Source organism: Pseudomonas sp. FP1740, from assembly GCF_030687165.1.
GTDB lineage: Bacteria > Pseudomonadota > Gammaproteobacteria > Pseudomonadales > Pseudomonadaceae > Aquipseudomonas.
In genome coordinates, this window is sequence record NZ_CP117461.1 from 6119804 (window position 1) to 6142389 (window position 22586).

15 protein-coding genes and 1 pseudogene are annotated in these 22586 nt (G+C 60.6%); 13 read left to right on the forward strand and 3 right to left on the reverse strand.

Features of this window, described 5'->3' with window-relative positions:
* Positions 1–8: 8 nt before the first annotated feature.
* Both PSH69_RS27580 and PSH69_RS27585 read left to right on the forward strand, forming a co-directional pair.
* On the forward strand, positions 9–1172 hold the full coding sequence (locus tag PSH69_RS27580; RefSeq protein ID WP_305410357.1) for a gamma-butyrobetaine dioxygenase: 1164 nt from the start codon (positions 9–11) through the stop codon (positions 1170–1172).
* Between the two features lie 385 nt (positions 1173–1557).
* A complete protein-coding gene (locus PSH69_RS27585) occupies positions 1558–1821 on the forward strand; it encodes a hypothetical protein (RefSeq protein WP_018928775.1) in 264 nt (87 codons plus the stop codon).
* 64 nt (positions 1822–1885) lie between these two features.
* Here PSH69_RS27585 and PSH69_RS27590 read toward each other — a convergent pair whose 3' ends face one another.
* Together PSH69_RS27590 and PSH69_RS27595 are read right to left on the reverse strand one after the other, a co-directional pair.
* Complete coding sequence (locus tag PSH69_RS27590) at positions 1886–2989, reverse strand: GlxA family transcriptional regulator (RefSeq protein WP_007975492.1); 1104 nt, start codon at positions 2987–2989, stop codon at positions 1886–1888.
* A gap of 490 nt (positions 2990–3479) precedes the next feature.
* Positions 3480–4856, reverse strand: coding sequence for an L-serine ammonia-lyase (locus PSH69_RS27595; protein WP_305410358.1), 1377 nt, complete (start codon positions 4854–4856; stop codon positions 3480–3482).
* A 436-nt stretch (positions 4857–5292) separates the two neighbouring features.
* Between PSH69_RS27595 and PSH69_RS27600 the strand changes: the two genes are divergently transcribed.
* The 3 genes from PSH69_RS27600 to choV all read left to right on the forward strand — a co-directional run bounded on the left by PSH69_RS27600 (position 5293) and on the right by choV (position 8327).
* Positions 5293–6240 carry a choline ABC transporter substrate-binding protein gene (locus PSH69_RS27600; RefSeq protein WP_305410359.1) on the forward strand — a complete coding sequence of 316 codons (948 nt, stop codon included), beginning with the start codon at positions 5293–5295 and terminating at the stop codon, positions 6238–6240.
* 66 nt (positions 6241–6306) lie between these two features.
* Positions 6307–7152 (forward strand): choline ABC transporter permease subunit, encoded by an 846-nt coding sequence (choW, locus tag PSH69_RS27605; RefSeq protein ID WP_018928772.1) that lies wholly within the window; start codon positions 6307–6309, stop codon positions 7150–7152.
* Entirely contained in the window at positions 7149–8327 is a 1179-nt protein-coding gene (choV, locus tag PSH69_RS27610; RefSeq protein WP_018928771.1) for a choline ABC transporter ATP-binding protein, read from the forward strand. The genes choW and choV overlap by 4 nt, the downstream gene beginning before the upstream one ends.
* A gap of 290 nt (positions 8328–8617) precedes the next feature.
* Here choV and PSH69_RS27615 read toward each other — a convergent pair.
* Positions 8618–10568, reverse strand: a pseudogene (locus PSH69_RS27615) (BCCT family transporter).
* A gap of 380 nt (positions 10569–10948) precedes the next feature.
* Here PSH69_RS27615 and betI point away from each other — a divergent pair.
* The 8 genes from betI (at position 10949) to PSH69_RS27655 (ending at position 22539) form a co-directional block, all read left to right on the forward strand.
* Complete coding sequence (betI, locus tag PSH69_RS27620) at positions 10949–11542, forward strand: transcriptional regulator BetI (protein ID WP_018928769.1); 594 nt, start codon at positions 10949–10951, stop codon at positions 11540–11542.
* Between the two features lie 109 nt (positions 11543–11651).
* On the forward strand, positions 11652–13124 hold the full coding sequence (gene betB / locus PSH69_RS27625) for a betaine-aldehyde dehydrogenase (RefSeq protein ID WP_105340877.1): 1473 nt from the start codon (positions 11652–11654) through the stop codon (positions 13122–13124).
* Between the two features lie 206 nt (positions 13125–13330).
* Positions 13331–15028, forward strand: coding sequence for a choline dehydrogenase (betA, locus tag PSH69_RS27630; protein WP_018928767.1), 1698 nt, complete (start codon positions 13331–13333; stop codon positions 15026–15028).
* Between the two features lie 258 nt (positions 15029–15286).
* Positions 15287–16729: a TldD/PmbA family protein gene (locus PSH69_RS27635; protein WP_018928766.1), complete on the forward strand. Its 1443-nt coding sequence runs from the start codon at positions 15287–15289 to the stop codon at positions 16727–16729.
* Complete coding sequence (locus PSH69_RS27640) at positions 16729–18066, forward strand: TldD/PmbA family protein (protein ID WP_305410360.1); 1338 nt, start codon at positions 16729–16731, stop codon at positions 18064–18066. The genes PSH69_RS27635 and PSH69_RS27640 overlap by 1 nt, the downstream gene beginning before the upstream one ends.
* Positions 18067–18217: 151 nt before the next feature.
* The gene (gene mdtD / locus PSH69_RS27645) at positions 18218–19645 is read left to right on the forward strand and encodes a multidrug transporter subunit MdtD (protein ID WP_019580660.1); all 1428 of its coding nucleotides are present in this window, start codon (positions 18218–18220) and stop codon (positions 19643–19645) included.
* Positions 19646–19875: 230 nt separating this feature from the next.
* Positions 19876–21213, forward strand: coding sequence for an ATP-dependent RNA helicase DbpA (dbpA, locus tag PSH69_RS27650; RefSeq protein WP_230175555.1), 1338 nt, complete (start codon positions 19876–19878; stop codon positions 21211–21213).
* 147 nt (positions 21214–21360) lie between these two features.
* On the forward strand, positions 21361–22539 hold the full coding sequence (locus PSH69_RS27655; RefSeq protein ID WP_305412883.1) for an NAD(P)/FAD-dependent oxidoreductase: 1179 nt from the start codon (positions 21361–21363) through the stop codon (positions 22537–22539).
* Positions 22540–22586: the final 47 nt, after the last annotated feature.

Consider the following 22586-nt stretch of genomic DNA (forward strand, 5'->3'; position numbering starts at 1 on the left):
AGCCCGCCATGAACACCGCCGCCGCTTTTGCCGATTTCCGCACCTATCCATTGATCAGCGCGTTGACCGCCGTGCACACCCTGGCGGACCGAATTCAAGTGAAGTGGGCGGACGGTCGGGTCAGCCCTTTTCATCATCAATGGCTGCGGGACAACTGCCCGTGCCCACAGTGCGTCTACACGGTGACGCGCGAGCAAGTGCTGGAAATCGTCGATGTCGAAGAGCACCTGATGCCTGAAAACGCCACGGTCGATGATGAAGGCTGCCTGTGCGTCGATTGGCAGGATGGCCACCTCAGCCGCTTCGATCCGGGCTGGCTGCGGGCCCATGCCTATGACGATGAATCCCGCGCCGAACGCCAGGCCGGAAAACCGAAAGCCAGGCTTTGGCACAGCGATTTGCAGCTGCCAGTATTCGAATACCAGGCCCTGATGGAGAACAACGACGCCTTGTTGCAATGGCTGCTGGCCGTGCGCGATATCGGCCTGACTCAAGTGCGCGGAGTACCCACCGAGCCAGGCTCGCTGAAGCTGATCGCCCAGCGGATTTCGTTCATCCGCGAGAGCAATTTCGGCGTGCTGTTCAACGTGCAATCCAAGGCCGATGCCGACAGCAATGCCTACACCGCCTTCAACCTGCCACTGCACAGCGATTTGCCGACCCGGGAGTTGCAACCGGGGCTGCAATTTCTGCATTGCCTGGTGAATGACGCCGACGGTGGCGAAAGTATTTTCGTCGACGGTTTTGCCATCGCCCAAGCTTTGCGTCAGGAAGACCCCGAGGCGTTTCAAGCCTTGTGTGAAATCCCCGTCGAGTTCCGCAACAAGGACCGCCACAGCGACTACCGCTGCCTGGCGCCGATCATCGCGTTGGATGCATTCGGGCAAGTGTCGGAAATCCGCATGGCGAACTTTCTGCGCGGGCCATTCGATGCTTCAGTGGAGCAGATGCCCAGGCTGTATCGCGCTTACCGGCGCTTCATTGCGATGACCCGCGAGGCGCGTTTCCGGGTGATGACACGGCTTAACCCCGGCGAGTTGTGGTGCTTCGACAACCGCCGCACCCTCCACGCCCGCAACGCCTTCGACCCCGCCACCGGCGCCCGGCATTTCCAGGGTTGCTATGTCGAGCGGGATGAATTGCTGTCGCGCATTCTCGTTTTACAACGCTAGACCGCGTCATCGTTCATCGCGGGCAAGCCACGCTCCCACAGGTTACTCACGACCCCTGTGGGAGCGTGGCTTGTCGGATCGCCGCACCGCCGCGATGGCGTCCGCACAAACAACACAAATTCTGGATTCGCAGGCAAAAAAAACCCCGATCAAGCCGTGACAAGATCGGAGCTGAGGAGGGTACTGTTGAGGAGCTGTTGCGCGAGGGTGACCAAACCTTCGTGATGCCAGCTGAGTCCAGTGTGCCTACTCCCATCCTTAGCAAGTTAGCCGAAAACGACCTGTTCATAGGTATTGCGGCCATTGCGACAAATCGTCCTTGCCGACGCCTACAGCCCCTACCAGAATCGAACCACGACACCGTTCCCTGAAGAAGGATTGCGTCATGATGTACGCCGATTTGATAGACCAGGAAGACCTGTTGAGCCAGCTGAAAGCGTTGGGGTTTTCAGTGCCCCCCGGCGCAACCGCCGAGCAAGCCTGCGAATGCGCAGTACGGGGCTTGAACAACGAGCGGGCAATCGAACTGCGGACCATGGTCAAGCAGATGTACACCAGCAGCGCGTCAATCCAGCCGGCCGTACGTCAGGCCATTGACAAGCAACTGTTACCGGCATTGGCGCAGTACCAACAGAGCCATAGCGCCTGATTTCCGGGGTGTGAACACTTTGTGGCGAGGGAGCTTGCTCCCTCGCCACAATAGTTTGCCTGGTTTAGAGCCTTACGCTGGCAAACGTCGATTCATTACGCGCCTGGCTCAACGCCGACAGCGGCCCGGACAACGGCGACAGCACCAAGGCTTGCGGTAGCGGCATCATCGCCACTTGTTGCGTGGTATTGGAGCCTACGCGCTCGTCACGCGGTGGAATGCCGAAGTATTCGCGGTAGCACTTGGAGAAATGCGGCGTGGACACGAACCCACACACCGACGCCACTTCGATGATCGACATCGGCGTTTGCTTGAGCAGTTGTCGAGCACGGATCAGGCGCAGTTTCAGGTAGTAACGCGACGGCGAGCAGTGCAGGTATTTCTGGAACAGCCGCTCCAGCTGACGACGCGAAACGGCGACATAAACCGCCAGTTCATCAAGGTCGATCGGCTCCTCGAGGTTAGCCTCCATCAGCGCCACGATTTCCTGCAGTTTCGGCTGGTTGGTGCCGAGCATGTGCTTGAGCGGCACGCGCTGGTGATCCTGCTCGTTGCGGATACGCTCGTAGACGAACATCTCCGAAATCGCGGCCGACAGTTCACGGCCATGATCGCGGCTGATCAGGTGCAGCATCATGTCCAGCGGCGCGGTGCCGCCGGAGCTGGTGAACCGGTTACGGTCGAGGGTGAACAGCCGGGTGCTCATGGCCACTCGCGGGAAAGCTTCCTGCATAGCGGCCAGACATTCCCAGTGCACGCTGCAATCGAAACCGTCCAGCAGGCCGGCGCACGCCAGGGCCCAGCTGCCGGTGCAGACCGCGCCGAGACGACGGGACTGACGCGCCTGGCTTTGCAGCCACGACACATGCTCACGTGTTACGGTGCGCTGAATGCCGATGCCGCCGCAGACAATGACGGTGTCCATGGGTGGTGCTTTGTGCATGGAGGCGTCGGGGGTGATCTGCAGACCGTCACTGGCCCAGACCTGACCGCCATCGACGGTGAGCGTGGTCCAGCGATACAGCTCGCGGCCGGACAATTGGTTGGCCATGCGTAGAGGTTCTACTGCAGAGGCCAGAGAAATCAGCGTGAAATTGTCCAGCAGCAGAAAGCCGATGGATTGAGGCGCACGGTTCTGGGGTTGGGCCCCGGAGTTGAACGTCGTCATCGCGGTATCTCCTCACACAAAGCGGGTGATGGCCTCAGGCGGAGGCTCTTTTTATTGCCATCGTTCTCGCGTGGGAGACGGGCTTTGTAATGACAGAGCAATTGCCATGCCTAAATTGAATGCGCGTTCAATAACTCCTGAAAACGACGTCGCGATGCGTCTAGATATGGCGCGCAGAGATAAGAGGTTAAAAGTGCTATCAAAGGCCCCAAACCCGTGCCCCCGTTGCGTGTGAGCAAATCGGTAGCACTTGTGGGAACAGGTCTGCGACGCGGCGGTCAAGAGTGTCACCGCTGGCACAGGTGACGAACGGTCAGAGTTTGAATTTGATCCCCGACCGGGGAGCCGGGCTTGCCTGTTTGCGACGCGCCAAAAGGTGGCGCGTTTTAGTGCGCGTGTTCACTTGGTGCGCAGTTTTGACTGGTCTGGTGTAGCACATGAGGTCTTTGTGGAGAGCAGGCTTGCCCTCTCTCCACAGGTCAACTCGGTCTCAGCACTCAACCGCGCTAACCGCCAAGCCACCGCGCGATGTCTCTTTATATTTGTCGTGCATGTCGGCACCGGTATCACGCATGGTGCGGATCACCCGGTCCAGCGAGATAAAGTGCTGGCCGTCACCGCGCAGCGCCATCTGCGCGGCGTTGATCGCTTTCACCGCAGCAATCGCATTGCGCTCGATGCACGGTACCTGCACCAGCCCGCCCACCGGGTCGCAGGTCAAGCCGAGGTTATGCTCCAGACCGATTTCCGCCGCGTTACACAACTGCTCCGGCGTGGCACCAAGAACCTCCGCCAACCCGGCCGCCGCCATGGCGCAAGCCGAACCGACTTCACCCTGGCAACCGACTTCGGCACCGGAGATCGAGGCGTTCTTTTTGCACAGAATCCCTACCGCCGCGGCACTGAGGAAGTAATCGACCACATTGGCGTCGGTCACTGCCTCGCTGAATTTCATAAAGTAGTGCAACACCGCCGGAATGATCCCCGCCGCACCGTTGGTCGGTGCCGTGACCATGCGCCCGCCGGCAGCGTTTTCTTCGTTGACCGCCAACGCGAACAGGTTGACCCACTCCATCGCGCTCAAGGTCGAGCCGATCACGTTGGGCTTGTTCAGCTCTTGCAAGCTGCGGTGCAACTTGGCCGCGCGACGGCGCACATTAAGACCGCCGGGCAGGATGCCTTCGTGCTTGAGGCCTTGCTCCACACAATCCTGCATGGCGCGCCAGAGCTTCATCAGGCCGCTGCGGATTTCTTCTTCGCTGCGCCAGACTTTCTCGTTGGCCATCATCAATTCGGCCACGCGCAGGTTGTGCTTCTTGCACAGGCTGAGCAATTCGACGGCACTGGAGAAGTCGTAAGGCAGCACGGTGTTATCCAGATCCACCACACCGCTGGAAGCTTGCGCCTCGTCGACGACAAAACCGCCGCCGATGGAATAGTAGGTATCGCGATGCAGCTCGCCGTGATCGCCTTCGGCGACCAGGGTCATGGCGTTCGGATGGAACGGCAGGTTCTCGTCGATCAGGCGCATGTCCCGAGCCCAGATGAACGGGACCGACAAGCGGCCGTCGAGCAATAGCGTGTGGGTTTCACGCAAGGCTTCTATACGGATGCCGATTTGCGACGGATCGATCGCGTCGGGCCACTCGCCCATCAACCCCATGATCACCGCGTTGTCGCTGCCGTGGCCGATGCCGGTGGCCGAGAGCGATCCGTATAGCTGAACTTCGATGCGACACACCTGCTCCAGGAGCCCCCGCTCGCGCAAATCTTGCACGAACAGCGCCGCGGCGCGCATAGGCCCCACGGTGTGCGAACTGGAAGGGCCGATGCCGATTTTGAACAAGTCGAAAACGCTGATAGCCATTACTGCTGAACTCCTGGATGTGCCTGCTCCAGGCGCAAAAGCGCCCAGTGACGGAGCTGCTACGCTCAAGCTGCAATCCGTCGAGATGGCCGCATCATCAGGCTTTTACCATGTCGTTCAACGTCTCACACCGACGCACTCATGCCCACTAGCGCCGCGGGTCTCTTACGCAATGTTTTCGCCGTTTTTTTGCGGATCAGCGGGGCAAATCGGGCTGAAAAAAGCTGTAAACGACGTCACCGACACTGGATGCGACCATCCCTGTACTGGTTACGACGCACCCTGTAGGCGTCAGATTTTCACTGGTACATGATCGTATCGACTCGATTGCAAGGCGCTGTGGTAGAGCTGTCTCCAAAACGCCATCCAACCGCAACAGATAAGTGCGGTGGTCCAGTCGGAACACTGCCAAAAAAAACACTTAGGAGTCGCCCCTATGAAAGGTTCCCCGTCGTTGTTGTTGGCCGCCATGCTGAGTCTGCCGTTCCTGGCTCAAGCCGCAGAGCCGGCCCAATGCAGCACCGTAAACTTCTCCGATGTCGGCTGGACGGACATTACCGCGACCACCGCGACCACCAGCGTTGTGCTCAACGCCCTCGGCTACAAGACCAAGACCACGATGATTTCCGTGCCGGTGACCTACAAGTCCCTGGCCGACGGCAAGAACATGGACGTGTTCCTGGGTAACTGGATGCCGACCATGGAAAACGACATCAAGGCCTATCGGGATGCCGGCACCGTGGAAACCGTGCGCACCAACCTCAAAGGTGCCAAATACACCCTCGCCGTACCACAAGCGCTGTACGACAAAGGGCTGCATGACTTTGCCGACATCGCCAAATTCAAGAAAGAACTCGACGGCAAGATCTACGGTATCGAGCCAGGCAACGACGGCAACCGTCTGATCCAGAGCATGATCGACAAAGACGCCTTCGGTCTCAAAACCGCCGGTTTCAAAGTCGTCGAGTCCAGCGAAGCGGGCATGCTGTCGCAAGTCGACCGTGCGCAAAAACGCGACACCGCCGTGGTGTTCCTCGGCTGGGCACCGCACCCGATGAACAAACGTTTCAAGATTCAGTACTTGACCGGTGGCGATGACTTCTTCGGCCCGGATTTCGGTGCTGCCACCGTTGCGACCAACACTCGCAAGGGGTATACCCAAGAGTGCAGCAACGTCGGCCAACTGCTGAAAAACCTGGAGTTCACCGTCGACATGGAGAGTACGCTGATGGGCAACATCCTGGACGACAAGATGAAGCCTGAAGCCGCCGCCAAGGCCTGGCTGAAAAAGAACCCACAGGTGCTCGATACCTGGCTCGCTGGCGTGACCACCATTGACGGTAAACCAGGCCTGGATGCCGTGAAAGCCAAGCTCGCGCAGTAATCGCTTACGCCGGGCAGGCTCGCCTGCCCGGGCTGTTTATTTCCTTGCATGCGGACGTTCACTACCATGCTGATTGATCAGAAAATACCCTTAGGCCAGTACATCGCGAGCTTCGTTGAATGGTTGACGCAACACGGCGCCAGCACCTTCGACGCCATCGCCGTGTCACTGGAAACGATGATCCACGGCGTGACTTTTGCGCTGACCTGGTTCAACCCGCTGGCATTGATCGGCCTCATCGCACTACTGGCACATTTCATCCAACGCAAATGGGGCCTGACCGTTTTCGTCATCGCTTCCTTTCTGCTGATCCTCAATCTGGGGTACTGGCAGGAAACCATGGAAACCCTCGCCCAGGTGTTGTTCGCGACCCTGGTCTGCGTAGTGATCGGCGTGCCGTTGGGTATCGTCGCCGCGCACAAACCGATGTTCTACACACTGATGCGGCCGGTGCTCGATCTGATGCAGACCGTACCGACTTTCGTGTACCTCATTCCTACCCTGACCCTCTTCGGTCTGGGTGTGGTCCCGGGTCTGATCTCGACGGTGGTGTTCGCGATTGCCGCGCCCATCCGCCTGACCTACCTGGGTATCCGCGATGTTCCGGACGAACTGATGGACGCCGGTAAAGCCTTTGGCTGCTCGCGCCGTCAGTTGCTCTCGCGCATCGAACTGCCCCACGCCATGCCAAGCATCGCGGCCGGTATCACCCAGTGCATCATGCTGTCGTTGTCGATGGTGGTGATTGCGGCACTGGTGGGCGCCGACGGCCTGGGCAAACCTGTGGTCAACGCACTGAACACTGCTGATATCGCACTGGGCTTCGAAGCAGGCCTGGCGATCGTACTGCTGGCGATCATGCTCGACCGTATCTGCAAACAACCCGAAGCCAAAGTAGGGGGTGACGCATGAGCATTATTCGCTTCGAAGACGTGGACGTGATCTTCTCCAAAGATCCACGCGCCGCTCTCAAACTGCTCGACCAGGGCATGACCCGCAACGAGATTCTGAAAAAGACCGGGCAAATCGTCGGTGTCGAAAAGGCCAGCCTGGACATCGAGAAAGGTGAAATCTGCGTGCTGATGGGTTTGTCCGGCTCCGGCAAATCCAGCCTGTTGCGCTGCATCAACGGCCTCAACACCGTTAGCCGTGGCAAGTTGTTCGTCGAACACGAAGGTCGGCAGATCGACATCGCGTCCTGCACCCCGGCGGAACTGAAGATGATGCGCACCAAGCGCATCGCGATGGTGTTCCAGAAGTTCGCCCTGATGCCTTGGCTGACGGTGCGCGAGAACATCAGTTTCGGTCTGGAAATGCAGGGTCGCCCCGAGAAAGAACGCCGCAAACTGGTGGACGAGAAGCTTGAGCTGGTGGGCCTGACCCAGTGGCGCAACAAGAAACCCAATGAGCTCTCCGGCGGCATGCAGCAGCGTGTCGGCCTGGCCCGTGCGCTGGCGATGGACGCCGACATCCTGCTGATGGACGAACCGTTCTCGGCCCTCGACCCGCTGATTCGCCAAGGCCTGCAAGACGAACTGCTGGAACTGCAAAACAAGCTGAGCAAGACCATCGTCTTCGTGAGCCACGACCTCGATGAAGCCCTGAAGCTGGGCAGCCGTATCGCGATCATGAAAGACGGCCGGATCATCCAGTACAGCGTGCCGGAAGAAATCGTCCTGAACCCTGCGGACGATTACGTGCGCACCTTCGTCGCCCACACCAATCCGCTGAACGTATTGTGTGGTCGCAGCCTGATGCGCACCCTGGACAACTGCAAACGCATCAACGGTTCGGTGTGCCTGGATCCGGGCGGCGATTCGTGGCTGGACCTGGCCGAAGGCAACACCATCAAAGGCGCGCGCCAGAACGGCTCGAGCCTGGATCTGCAGAAATGGATACCCGGGCAAGCGGTTGAAGCCCTGGGCCGTCGACCAACGCTGGTGGACTCCAACATCGGCATGCGCGATGCGCTGCAGATTCGTTACCAGACCGGCAACAAGCTGGTGCTGCACGACAACAACAAAGTGGTCGGGATCCTGGGCGACAGCGAGCTGTACCACGCGCTGCTCGGCAAGAACCTGGGGTAAGCAAGACAGCAGACACAAAAACGCCGCGAGATGATCGCGGCGTTTTTGCTTGTGCACAGTTGATCGTTCCCACGCTCCGCGTGGGGATGCATCCGGTGACGCTCCGCGTCACGATTCAAAAGCGGACGCGGAGCGTCCGGGGCGGCGTTCCCACGCAGAGCGTGGGAACGATCAAGTGTCCCGGGCGGCACTCTCATGCACAGCGTGGGAACGATCAACGGGCACAAAAAAGGGGCTCAATTGAGCCCCTTGGCGTTCCCACGCAGAGCGCGGGAACGATCTATCGCTACTCAGCTATAAACCCGGCCTAGCAGCTGCCGATGGCTTTCAAACTGATCGAGCACGTCACGGGTGATCTGATCCTGAGTGAAGCCCATCAAGTCATAGTCCTGGCTGCCGTTGTGCAGGTACACCTCGGCGCGGTAGTAACGTGCGCGCGGTTCATCGGCACTTTCGGCCGACACCGTTTCGCTCGCCGCCGCCAGATAACCGTCCAGGCTCACTTCGTAGACAAAAGGGTTGCCCTCTTCCATCTCGATCCGCAGGCCCATGCAACGCTTGGCTTTGCCCAGCAACGTTTGCACGTCCAGGCCCTTTCCACGCAGTTGAACCACGGCCTCTTCCAGCGCCGGGCTGACTTGCTTGTCCATGAAACGCTGAACAATCGACTGATTCGGCTGCAAATCCAGCTGGGTCAGACGCTCGCTGAAACCACGACGACCACGCGCCGCCAGTTCCGCTTGCTCCTGTTCGATCTGCACGTCCTGGCGCATGGCCTTGTGCAAGCCGAACATGAAGAACACCAGCACCACCGAGAACGGCAGCCCTGCCAGCACCACCATGGTTTGCATGGCTTCGAAGTTACCGGCGAACAGCAGACCGATGGTCACCAGGGTGATCACCACCGACCAGAAAATCCGCAGCCAGTGCGGCGCGTCTTCGTCGACGTTGCCGCCCTTGCACGAAAGGTTGGCCATCATCACCGCGCCGGAGTCCGCCGGGGTCAGGAACAGCACAAAACCGACAAAGATCGACACGCCGATTACCACTTTCGACGCCGGGTAATGCTCAAGCAACTGGTAGATCGCCATCGATGGCTGTTCCAGCGCCGTCTTCCCGAGCTCTACCGCCCCATGGTTCATCACCAGGTCCAGGGCCGAGTTACCGAAGATCGACAGCCATGCCAGGGTGAAACCCAGCGGAATCAGCAGCACGCCGGCGACCAGCTCACGCACCGTGCGACCACGGGAAATACGCGCGATGAACATGCCGACAAATGGCGCCCAGGAAATCCACCAGGCCCAGTAGAACAGGGTCCACAGGCCCAACCAGCGGTCAGACTTCTCACTGTCGCCTTCGTACACGTAGAGGTCGAAGGTCTTCAGCACCACGCCATTCAGGTAGTCACCGATGTTCTGCACAAAGCCGTTGAGCAGGTGCAGGGTCGGGCCGAACAACAGCACGAAAATCAGCAGACCGCTGAACAGCACGATGTTTCAGGTTGGACAGACGACGAATGCCGTTTTCCACACCAGACACAGCGGCGATGGTCGCCACGGTGCTCATCACGATGATCACGATCAGCAGGTTGGTGTTGCTGTGTGCCATGCCGAACAGGTTTTCCAGCCCCGACGACACTTGCAGCGAACCGATCCCCAGGTTCGTCACCAGCCCCAGCAGGGTCACGAACATGCCGAAGCCGTCCACCGCATGACCTGCCGCGCCTTTGACCCAACGCTCGCCGACCAGCGGATACAGCGCCGAACGCAACGCCAGCGGTTGGTTATGACGGTAAGCAAAGTACGCCACGGCCAGGCCGACCAAGGCATAGATCGCCCAGCCATGCAGGCCCCAATGCAGGAACGTCAGCTGCACTGCCTGACGTGCGGCAAGGTTGCTGCCGGCCACGCCTTCCGGCGGGTTGAAGTAATGGTCCAGCGGCTCGGACGCACCGAAGTACAACAGCGAGATGCCGATACCCGACGAGAACAGCATCCCCGCCCAGGCGCCGTAGCTGAAATCCGGGGTATCGTCCTTGCTGCCCAACTTGAGCTTGCCGTAAGACGAAAACGCCAGGCCGACGACAAAAACCAGATAGGCGGCGATCACCACCATGTAGTACCAGCCGAAGCTGCGGGACAACCAGGCCTGGGCAATACCGAGCATTCTGCCGGCCTCTTGCGGGGCGACGATCAGAATGGCGGTCAACAGCAGGATCAGCGCGGTAGAGGTGTAGAACACCCAACCGTTGACCATCACCTTCTCGGGTGGGGTCTTTATTAGAGAGGCAGAACTCATGGCACAGATGCTCCGGGCAGTGCGAGAGAAGAACACAAGGCAACGCGGTACCCGACCAATCGATTAGTTGGCAGCCGACCGGCGGGTGATATAAAGACACCCCGAAAAAAGCCCGAACCCCCTGGAACGCGTCTGCGTATGGGTTTCGAGCATTTTTGGATGTCGGTTTATCGTCATTTACACGTAGGAAAAATCTGTAAGCAGCGACGAATTGTCGCAGATCTTATTCTTTGTTGATTGAACGTTCAATCAAAACAAAATAGACTGGCCCTCAATCCGGTAGCCGTATTTCGTCCACCGGAAGGCCTAAGGAGATGTGCAAGATGCCCAAGGTCGGTATGCAACCCATCCGCCGCCAGCAATTGATCGAAGCCACGTTGCAGGCCGTCGATCAGGTCGGCATGGGGGACGCCAGCATTGCGCTGATCGCCCGTTTGGCCGGTGTCTCGAATGGCATCATCAGTCACTATTTTCAGGACAAGAATGGCCTGATCGCCGCCACGATGCGGTATCTGATGAGCGTCCTCAGCGAGAATGTCACCGCGCGCCGTCAGGCGATGGCAGATGACAGCCCACGGGCGCATCTGCAGGTGATTATCGAAGGCAACTTCGACGCCAGCCAGGTCAATGGCCCGGCAATGAAAACCTGGTTGGCCTTCTGGGCCACCAGCATGCACCAGCCGTCTTTGCACAGGTTGCAGCGGATCAACGATCACCGTCTGTATTCCAACCTGTGCTGCCAGTTCCGCCGTGCGTTGCCGCTTGATCAAGCGCGCAGCGCCGCCCGGGGCCTGGCAGCCCTCATTGACGGTTTGTGGTTGCGCGGCGCGCTGTCGGGAGATGCTTTCGACACCGAGCAGGCGCAAAGAATCGCTTACGAATACATGGATATCCAATTGGCCAAGCAGGTGAGTTAGAGCACACATAAAACCGCTCAACCCCTGAACCGCCACTGATCAGCGTCGCCCCGCTACACGGCACGCCCGGTGGTCAACGCCAACCACTTAATGCACTTGCGAGGACACTATGGCCCGTTTCGAACTGCAAAAACTCTACATCGACGGCGGTTACACCGACGCCAGCAGCGACGCCACCTTCGAAGCCATCAACCCGGCTAACGGTGAAGTCCTCGCAACCGTACAGCGTGCGACCAAGGAAGACGTTGAGCGTGCAGTGGTCAGTGCCGAAAAGGGCCAGAAAATCTGGGCCGCGATGACCGCCATGGAGCGTTCGCGCATCCTGCGTCGTGCCGTCGACATCCTGCGCGAGCGCAACGACGAACTGGCCGCCCTGGAAACCCTGGACACCGGCAAGGCGTACTCCGAAACCCGTTACGTCGACATCGTCACCGGCGCTGACGTGCTGGAATACTACGCAGGTCTGGTACCAGCCATCGAAGGCGAGCAGATTCCGCTGCGCACCACCTCTTTTGTCTACACCCGTCGCGAGCCGCTGGGCATCGTGGCCGGTATTGGCGCGTGGAACTACCCGATCCAGATCGCTCTGTGGAAATCCGCTCCAGCCCTGGCGGCCGGCAACGCGATGATCTTCAAGCCAAGCGAAGTCACCTCGCTGACCACCCTGAAACTGGCCGAGATCTACACCGAAGCCGGCCTGCCGGCTGGTGTGTTCAACGTGTTGACCGGCAGCGGCCGTGAAGTCGGCACCTGGCTGACCGAACACCCACGCATCGAAAAAGTCTCCTTCACCGGCGGCACCGACACCGGCAAGAAAGTCATGGCCAGCGCTTCCGCCTCCACGCTGAAAGACGTGACCATGGAACTGGGCGGCAAATCCCCGCTGATCATTTTCGACGACGCCGACCTCGATCGCGCCGCCGACACCGCGATGATGGCCAACTTCTACAGCTCCGGTCAGGTTTGCACCAACGGCACTCGCGTGTTCGTCCCGAGCCACCTGAAAGCCGCGTTCGAAGCCAAGATCGTTGAGCGCGTTGCGCGCATCCGCGTTGGCAACCCGGAAGACGAAAACACCAACTTCGGCCCGCTGGTCAGCTTCGCCCACATGGAAAGCGTGCTGGGTTACATCGCCAAAGGTAAGGAAGAAGGTGCTCGCCTGCTGTGCGGCGGCGCTCGTCTGACCGACGGCGAATTCGCCAAAGGCGCGTTCGTGGCGCCGACCGTGTTCACCGACTGCACCGACGAGATGACCATCGTGCGCGAAGAAATCTTCGGCCCGGTGATGAGCATCCTGACCTACGAAACCGAAGAAGAAGTGATCCGTCGCGCCAACGACACCGACTTCGGTCTGGCTGCCGGCGTTGTTACCAAAGACCTGAACCGCGCCCACCGCGTGATTCATCAACTGGAAGCCGGTATCTGCTGGATCAACGCCTGGGGCGAGTCCGACGCCAAGATGCCGGTCGGCGGCTACAAGCAGTCGGGCGTGGGCCGTGAGAACGGCATCAGCTCGCTGAACAACTTCACACGCATCAAATCGGTACAGGTCGAACTGGGCGATTACGCCTCGGTTTTCTAAGGCCTGCGAGGTCTCTGTGGCGAGGGGGCTTGCCCCCGCTGGGTCGCGCGAAGCGGCCCCCATCCAGACATCGCACGTCTTCAGATAGAGCGTGGTCGCTGATTTTACGACTGCTGCGCAGCCGAACGGGGGCAAGCCCCCTCGCCACAGGTTACGCAGCGCATCGGCGACCCGCGACCTGACCAACTTCAAAGAGGGTGCATTCAATGTCCCAAGTATTCGATTACATCATCATCGGTGCCGGCTCCGCCGGTAACACCCTGGCGACCCGTCTGACTGAAGACGAAGGCGTCACCGTCCTGCTGCTCGAAGCGGGCGGCCCGGATTACCGTCTGGATTTCCGCACACAAATGCCAGCGGCTTTGGCGTTCCCGCTGCAAGGCCGTCGCTACAACTGGGCGTACGAAACCGATCCAGAGCCACACATGGACGGTCGCCGGATGGAATGCGGTCGCGGCAAGGGCCTGGGTGGTTCTTCGCTGATCAACGGCATGTGCTACATCCGCGGCAACGCCATGGACTACGACAACTGGGCGAAACTGCCAGGCCTGGAAGACTGGACCTACCTCGACTGCCTGCCGTATTTCCGCAAGGCGGAAACCCGTGACATCGGCCCGAACGACTACCACGGTGGCGACGGTCCGGTCAGCGTGACCACGCCCAAAGCCGGCAACAACCCGCTGTTCAGCGCGATGGTTGAAGCAGGCGTGCAGGCCGGTTACCCGCGCACCGAAGACTTGAACGGTTACCAGCAGGAAGGTTTCGGCCCGATGGACCGCACCGTGACGCCGAAAGGCCGTCGCTCCAGTACCGCTCGCGGTTACCTGGACATCGCCAAGAAGCGTTCGACCCTGACCATCGTCACCCACGCCCTGACCGACAAGATTCTGTTCGAAGGCAAGCGTGCGGTCGGCGTGCGTTACCTGATCGGTGCCGCCGAAGAACGCGTTGAAGTCCGTGCCCGCAAAGAAGTGTTGCTGTGCTCCGGCGCCATCGCGTCGCCGCAGATCCTGCAACGCTCCGGTGTCGGCCCGGCCGAACTGCTGAAAAAGCTTGATATTCCGGTGGTCCACGACCTGCCGGGCGTCGGTGAAAACCTGCAGGATCACCTCGAGTTGTACCTGCAATACGCCTGCACCCAACCGGTCTCGCTGTACCCGTCGCTGCTCCTGCACAACCAGCCGGCCATCGGTGCCGAATGGCTGTTCAACGGCACCGGCATCGGCGCCAGCAACCAGTTCGAAGCCGGCGGTTTCATTCGTACCCGCCCGGAATTCGAATGGCCGAACATCCAGTATCACTTCCTGCCGGTAGCGATTAACTACAACGGCAGCAACGGCGTGAAAGAGCATGGCTTCCAGGCACACATGGGTTCCATGCGTTCGCCAAGCCGCGGTCGCATCCAGGCCAAGTCCAAGGATCCGCGCGAATACCCGAGCATCCTGTTCAACTACATGGCTACCGAGCAGGACTGGCAGGAATTCCGCGATGGCATCCGCCTGACCCGTGAAATCATGCAACAGCCGGCGCTGGATGCCTTCCGTGGTCGCGAAATCAGCCCCGGCATCGACGTGCAAACCGACGAGCAGCTGGACAAGTTCATCCGTGAGCACGCCGAAACCGCGTTCCACCCGTCCTGCTCGTGCAAGATGGGCACCGACGAAATGGCCGTGGTCGATGGCGAAGGTCGTGTGCATGGCATGCAAGGCCTGCGCGTGGTCGATGCCTCGATCATGCCGATCATCACCACCGGCAACCTGAACGCACCAACGATCATGATGGCCGAGAAAATCGCCGACAAGATTCGCGGTCGCAAACCATTGCCGCGCAGCAAGGCCAAGTACTACGTGGCCGGTGATGCACCGGTGAAGGGCAAGCCGTTGCGGGATGTGAGCGCTCAGTAAGCCGTAACACCGAGGCGCGGCCTTCGCGGGCAAGCCTCGCTCCTACAGGGCGAATGCGACTCCCTGTAGGAGCGAGGCTTGCCCGCGAAAGCGTCCGCCCAAGCAATAGATAAATTCCTGACTCACCCAACCTCAACTCTTCCTACACCGCTCTTCACTTGATCCTACCCCCACGCAGGCCTAATCTAGCGCCACGCAAACGTTTCACCCCCCTCGCAACACCGATTCGCCGCCACTCCATACCAAGGAGGTTCCCGAATGTTCGATTTCCACCCCCAGCTCAAGCAGCGCTTCGCTGCCTTGCGCACGGGCGCTGAATTCTTTTCGCTGCGTTATGTGCGCGAGTCCGGCCAGTACCTGTCGGTGCGCAAGAACGTCGCCGAACCGCCGAGCCTGAGCCGCGACGAAGGTGCGATGCTGACTGTCCGGGTCAACGGCGTCGAAGCCTATGCCGCGACCAACGACCTGTCCCAATCCGGCCTGCAAGCCGCGCTGGAGAAGGCCGAGCAACAAGCCCGTCGACTCAAGCCCCACGCCCTCCTCGACTTGCGTGAGCAAGCGGTTTCCAGCGAGCGCGCCGACTATTTCTCGCCGAGCCTCGACCAGCCCTTCCCGTCTCTCAGCGATTGCTACCAACTGCTCGGCGCCGAATCTGCCGCCGTGCCCAAGGACGAACGCCTGGTGAACTGGCAGGCGAGCATCGGTATCACCAACGTCGAGCAGATCTACCTCAACAGCGCCGGCGCCGAACTGCGCCAGGCCCAGCGCTTCGTCTACCCGAGCATGGACGTCACCGCCTACGACGGTAGCGACAGCCAGACCCGCACCCTCGGCCGCGAGAATTTCGGTCAGCAGGGCGGCTTTGATGTGATCAGCCGCTGCGGCCTGATCGGCGCCGGCCCGAAAGTCGCCGACCAGGCGTTGCAATTGCTGCTGGCACCGAACACCCCGCAAGGCCCGCGCGACCTGTTGCTGATGCCCGACCAGATGATGCTGCAGATCCACGAGTCCATCGGTCACCCGCTGGAACTGGACCGCATCCTGGGCGACGAGCGCAATTACGCCGGCACCAGTTTCGTCAAGGCGCAAGACTTCGGCCGCCTGCAATACGGCTCCGAACTGCTCAACGTGACATTCGACCCGGACATCCCCGAACAGCTCGCCAGCTACGGCCATGACGACGAAGGCACCGCCGCCAGCAAGCAATTCCTGATCAAGCAAGGTTTGCTGCTGCGACCATTGGGCGGCGCGCTCTCGCAGTTCCGGGCCAGCCTCGACGGCGTGGCCAACAGCCGCGCCTGCGGCTGGAACCGTCCGCCGATCGACCGCATGGCCAACCTCAACATCGAGCCCGGCGATCAGCCGCTTGAGCAACTGATCGGCAACATCGAGCACGGCATTTTGATGAGCACCAACCGTTCGTGGTCCATCGACGATGCGCGCAACAAATTCCAGTTCGGTTGCGAATGGGGCCAGTTGATCGAAAACGGCGAACTCAAAGGCGTGGTGAAGAACCCGAACTACCGGGCGATTTCCGCGCAATTCTGGAAGAGCCTGCGCGCCGTCGGTGACGTCAGCACCTTCAAGGTGCTGGGGACGCCGAACTGCGGCAAGGGCGAACCGAACCAGGTGATCCGTGTCGGCCATGCGTCGCCGGCCTGTGTGTTCAGCAATGTTGATGTGTTTGGGGGAGATGCCTGATGAGTACATTAAAAGGTCAGGCCGAATCGTTTGAAACATTGGTCAACTGGTTGCGCGAAGCGATTCGCGAGCCCGAGCAATTCACCCTCAGCTACGCCGCCGAATCGTCGTCCTTTGTGCGCTTCAACCACGCCAAGGTGCGTCAGGCCGGGCAGGTGCAGCAGGCAAGCATCGGCTTCAAACTGATCAACGACGGCCGCCACGCCGACCTCGATATCACGTTGTCGGGCGATCCGGAAGTCGATCTTCAGCGTCTGGCCGAGGGGTTGCAGCAGTTGCGCGAAACCCTGCCGTTGCTGCCCCAGGACCCCTACCTGCTGCTCAACCATGACGACTGGCAGAGCAATAACGTGCAGGAACATCCGCTGCCGGATACCGAGCAGGTGGTCACTGAAATCACTCAGGCCGCCGAGGGGCTCGATCTGGTCGGATTCTATGCCGCCGGGCCGATCAGTCGCGGCTTCGCCAGTTCTTCGGGCGCGTTCGGCTGGCATCAGGCCAATAGCTTCAACTTCGATTTCAGCCTGTTCCATGAAAACGGTCAGGCGGTGAAAGCCAGCTATGCCGGGCACGACTGGAACAGCGCCGGGTTTGCCCGGCGTTTCCAGCAGGCCCGCGAGCAGTTGGCGTTTCTGGGTCGGCCAACGCGCGCGCTGGCGCCGGGTCAGTACCGCGCTTACCTTGCACCGGCGGCCCTGGAAGAAATCATGGGCATGCTCAGCTGGGGCGGGTTCTCGGCGCAGTCGATTGCCAGCAAGAGCAGTCCGCTGCAGAAGCTCTACGGTGGCGACAGTTCGTTCAGTTCGATGGTGTCCCTGGATGAAAAAGTCAGCGGTTCCCTTAGCCCGGCGTTCTCCGGTGAAGGTTATCCGCGCAGTGATCTGCGGCTGATTGTTGAGGGCAAGGCGGGTGAGCAACTGGTCGGTTCACGCAGCGCCGCCGAGTACGGCCTGACCGCCAACGGTGCTGGCGGCGGTGAAGCGCCGAGTGCATTGAACATGGCGGCCGGCTCGTTGCCTGACGCCGAGATCCTCAAGCAACTGGGCACCGGTTTGTATATCAGCAACCTGTGGTACCTGAACTACTCGGACCAACCGGCGGCGCGCCTGACCGGCATGACACGGTTCGCGACCTTCTGGGTCGAGAACGGCGAGATTCAGGCACCGGTCAGCACCATGCGTTTCGATGACAGCGCCTACAGCCTGCTCGGTTCGCAGCTGGAAGCGTTGACCGAGGAACGCGAGCTGATGTTGTCGGCCAGCACCTACAGTCAGCGGAACACGTCTTCGGCATTGCTGCCGGGAGCGCTCGTCAGCCGATTGACCTTGACCCTGTAAACACAAAAACCTGACACAGATCGTTCCCACGCTCCGCGTGGGAATGCCGCCCGGGACGCTCCGCGTCCCATTGCAGGCGTGACGCAGAGCGTCACAGGATGCATTCCCACGCGGAGCGTGGGAACGATCATTTCCGACACCAAGAGGCCCCATGCCCAACCGCCCACCTCTCGACGCTGTCACCGCCCGCTGGTTGCCGTGGGTCGTCGCCATTGCCTTCTTCATGCAGTCCCTCGACGGGACAATCCTCAACACCGCCCTCCCCGCCATGGCCCGGGACCTGGCCGAAGACCCGCTGCGCATGCAGGGTGTGATCATCGCCTACATGCTCACCGTCGCCTTGCTGATTCCCGCCTCCGGCTGGATCGCCGACCGTTTCGGCACCAAGAAAATCTTCTTCGGCGCCATCCTGTTGTTCAGCATCGGCTCATTGCTCTGCGCCTTGTCGAGCACCCTGAGCATGCTGATCGGCGCCCGGGTGATCCAGGGCCTGGGCGGCGCCTTGATGTTGCCGGTCGGACGATTGGTAGTGCTGCGCGCGTATCCGCGCTCGGATCTGGTGCGGATCATGGGGTTCATCACCATTCCCGGCCTGCTCGGCCCGCTGATCGGCCCGACCATGGGCGGCTGGATGGTGCAATACCTGACCTGGCACTGGATCTTCCTGATCAACCTGCCGGTGGGTGTCATCGGCTGCTATGCGGTGTGGAAATTCATTCCCGACCTGCGCGGCAGTGAACGCACCCGCTTCGATAGCCTGGGCTTCTTGCTGTTCGGCGCGGCGATGGTGCTGATCACCATCGCCATGGAAGGCCTCGGCGAACTGCGTCTGCCGCACTTGCGGGTGATGTTGCTGTTGTTTGCCGGCATGGCCTGTCTGGCGGCCTATTGGCTGCGGGCCGGGCACATCGACAATCCACTGTTTGCGCCATCGCTGTTCAAGACCCGGACCTTTGCCGTGGGCATCCTCGGCAATCTGTTCGCCCGGTTGGGCAGCGGCGCATTGCCGTTCCTGGTGCCGTTGCTGCTGCAAGTGGCGCTGGGCTATTCGCCGTCACAGGCAGGGATGAGCATGCTGCCCCTGGCTGCGGCGGCGATGGTCGCCAAATCCGTGGCGCGGCCGCTGATCGAACGTTTCGGCTACCGCATCGTGCTGACCGGCAACACACTGGCGCTGGGGATCATGCTGGCGAGCATGGGCCTGGTCAGCGAGCAGACGCCGTATTGGCTGTTGCTGGGCCAGCTGGCGATTCTGGGGGCGATCAACTCCTTGCAGTTCACCGCGATGAATACCGTGACACTGATCGACCTCGACGACGCCAGCGCCAGCAGCGGCAACAGCTTGCTGTCGGTGGTAGCGCAATTGTCCCTGAGCCTGGGCGTGGCGTGCGCCGGTGCGCTGCTCGGCGGATTCACAGCGGAGATGGGCAATGACGACGTGGACACGGTGCTGGGCGCGTTCCAGCTGACGTTTGTGACGGTAGGAATCATGGCGATGCTGGCTGCAACGATCTTCTCGCAACTTTCACCGAAGGATGGCCGACGGATGGTCAGCCGCGAGCACGATATAGAGCACTGACCCGTAGCAGCTGCCGAGGCACGAGGCTGCGTTGGGCTGCGAAGCGCCCCCCCGGGGCGGTCCTGCGGACACGCAACGCAGCCTCGTACCTCGACAGCTGCTACGGCTATTCGTCCAGAATTTGCAGGTGCAGAGCTCGGGACTGATACACTGCGCGACATTTTGTTTTGCAGGCCAGTCCCGTGACCACCATCGCCACCGCTTTTAATACTTTGCCGCTGTCCGCCGCCATGCTGGCTAACCTCGACTCCCTCGGTTATGCCCAGATGACGCCGATCCAGGCGCAAAGCTTGCCGGTGATCCTCAAGGGGATGGACCTGATTGCCCAGGCCAAGACCGGCAGCGGCAAGACCGCCGCCTTCGGTATCGGCCTGTTGAACCCGATCAATCCGCGCTTCTTCGGTTGCCAGGCACTGGTCATCTGCCCGACCCGTGAGCTGGCCGACCAGGTCGCCAAGGAAATCCGTCGCCTGGCCCGCTCCGAAGACAACATCAAGGTGCTGACCCTGTGCGGCGGCGTGTCTTTCGGCCCGCAGATCGGCTCGCTGGAGCACGGCGCGCACATCATCGTCGGCACTCCAGGGCGCATCCAGCAACACCTGCGCAAGGGTTCGCTGGTGCTTCACGGCCTGAACACGCTGATCCTCGACGAAGCCGACCGCATGCTCGACATGGGCTTCTACGATTCCATCGAAGAAATCATCGCCCAGTGCCCGGAACGTCGCCAGACCCTGCTGTTCTCCGCCACCTATCCGGTGGGCATCAAGCAGTTGGCGTCGAAGTTCATGCGTAATCCGCAGCAAGTGAAGGCCGAAGCGTTCCACGACGACACGCAGATCGAGCAGCGTTTCTACGAGATTTCCCCGGAAGAGCGCATGAGCGCGGTGACCAAGGTGCTCGGCCACTTCCGTCCGGCGTCCTGCGTGGCGTTCTGCTTCACCAAGCAGCAGGTTCAGGAAACCGTCGATCACCTGACGTCCAAAGGCATCTCCGCCGTCGGCCTGCACGGCGATCTGGAACAGCGTGACCGCGACCAGGTGTTGGCCATGTTCGCCAACCGCAGTACGTCGGTACTGGTTGCCACCGACGTCGCCGCACGCGGCCTGGACATCGATGCGCTGGACATGGTGATCAACGTCGAACTGGCCCGTGACTCGGAAATCCACATTCACCGTGTCGGCCGTACCGGTCGTGCCGGCGAGAAAGGCATTGCGATCAGCCTGGTCGCACCGTCCGAAGCCCATCGCGCCCAAGCCATCGAGCAACTGCAGAAGTCGCCGTTGAATTGGGATCAGGTGGATAACCTCACGTCCCAGGGCGGCGGTCCGCTGCTGCCGCTGATGAGCACACTGTGCATTGGTGCGGGCCGTAAAGACAAAGTCCGTCCGGGTGACATTCTCGGTGCACTGACCGGCGAGGCGGGCATTCCTGGTGCCCAGGTCGGCAAGATCGCGATTTTCGACTTCCAGGCCTATGTGGCCGTGGAGCGCGGAATCGCCAAGCAAGCCTTGCAGCGCCTGAACGACGGTAAAATCAAAGGCCGCTCGCTGCGCGTGCGCATCCTGTAAGAACACCGTATTTCCCTGTGATCGTTCCCACGCTCAGCGTGGTAATGCATCCCGTGACGCTCCGCGTCACATAACGGCGGACGCAGAGCGTCCATGGCGGCATTCCCACGCAGAGCGTGGGAACGATCAATGTGTGAGGACACCGTTTTGCGCTCTACCGAAGTCGTGATCATTGGCGCTGGCGCCGCAGGGTTGATGTGTGCGCTGACCGCCGCCGGGCGCGGGCGCAAGGTGATGTTGCTTGACCATGCCAACAAGGCCGGCAAGAAAATCCTGATGTCTGGCGGTGGCCGCTGCAATTTCACCAACATGTACACCGAGCCGAGCAATTTCCTCTCGCAGAACGCACATTTCTGCAAATCTGCGTTGGCGCGTTACACCCAGTGGGACTTTATCGGTCTGGTGGCCAAACACGGCGTGCCGTACCACGAGAAGAAACTCGGCCAGTTGTTCTGCGATAACAAATCCAGCGACATCCTCGACATGCTGCTCGACGAGTGCAATCAGGTTGGCGTCAGCCTGCACCTGGACACCTCGATCCAGGCCATCGAGAAGCTCGAAAGCGGTTATCTGCTGGATACCACGCTGGGCCAGATCACTTGCCAATCCCTGGTGATCGCCACCGGCGGCCTGTCGATTCCGACCCTCGGCGCCACCGGCTTCGGCTATCAGGTGGCCAAGCAGTTCGGCCACGACCTGCTGCCGACCCGAGCCGGTCTTGTGCCATTCACCATCACCGATCAGCTCAAGGAGCTGTGCATCGAGCTGTCCGGTACGTCGGTGGATTGCCTGGTGAGCTGCAACGACCAGAGTTTCCGCGAGAACATCCTGTTCACCCACCGCGGTCTCAGCGGCCCGGCGATTTTGCAGATTTCTTCATTCTGGGAATCCGGCGACACGGTAGAGATCAACCTGATGCCGGATCACGACGTACCGAGCTGGCTGCAACAGCAGCAAGTCGAACGCCCCAACAGTGAGCTGAAAACCCTGCTCGGTGAAATCTTCACCAAGAAGATGGCCAACCTGCTGGCAGACAACTGGTTCGTCTCCAAACCGATGAAGCAGTACACCCACGCGGAAATTGCCGACATCGCCGAAAAACTGGCGAGCTGGAAAGTCGTCCCGGCCGGCACTGAAGGCTACCGCACGGCCGAAGTGACCTTGGGTGGCGTCGACACGCGCGAGGTGTCGTCCAAGACCATGGAATCGCTGAAAAGCCCTGGCCTGTACTTCGTCGGTGAAGTGCTCGACGTCACCGGGCATCTGGGTGGTTTCAACTTCCAATGGGCCTGGGCATCCGGTTACGCGGCGGCGCAGTACGTCTGACTACACCGCTCCCCCTGTAGGGGAGCGTGTTTCGCCTGGGAAGGAAC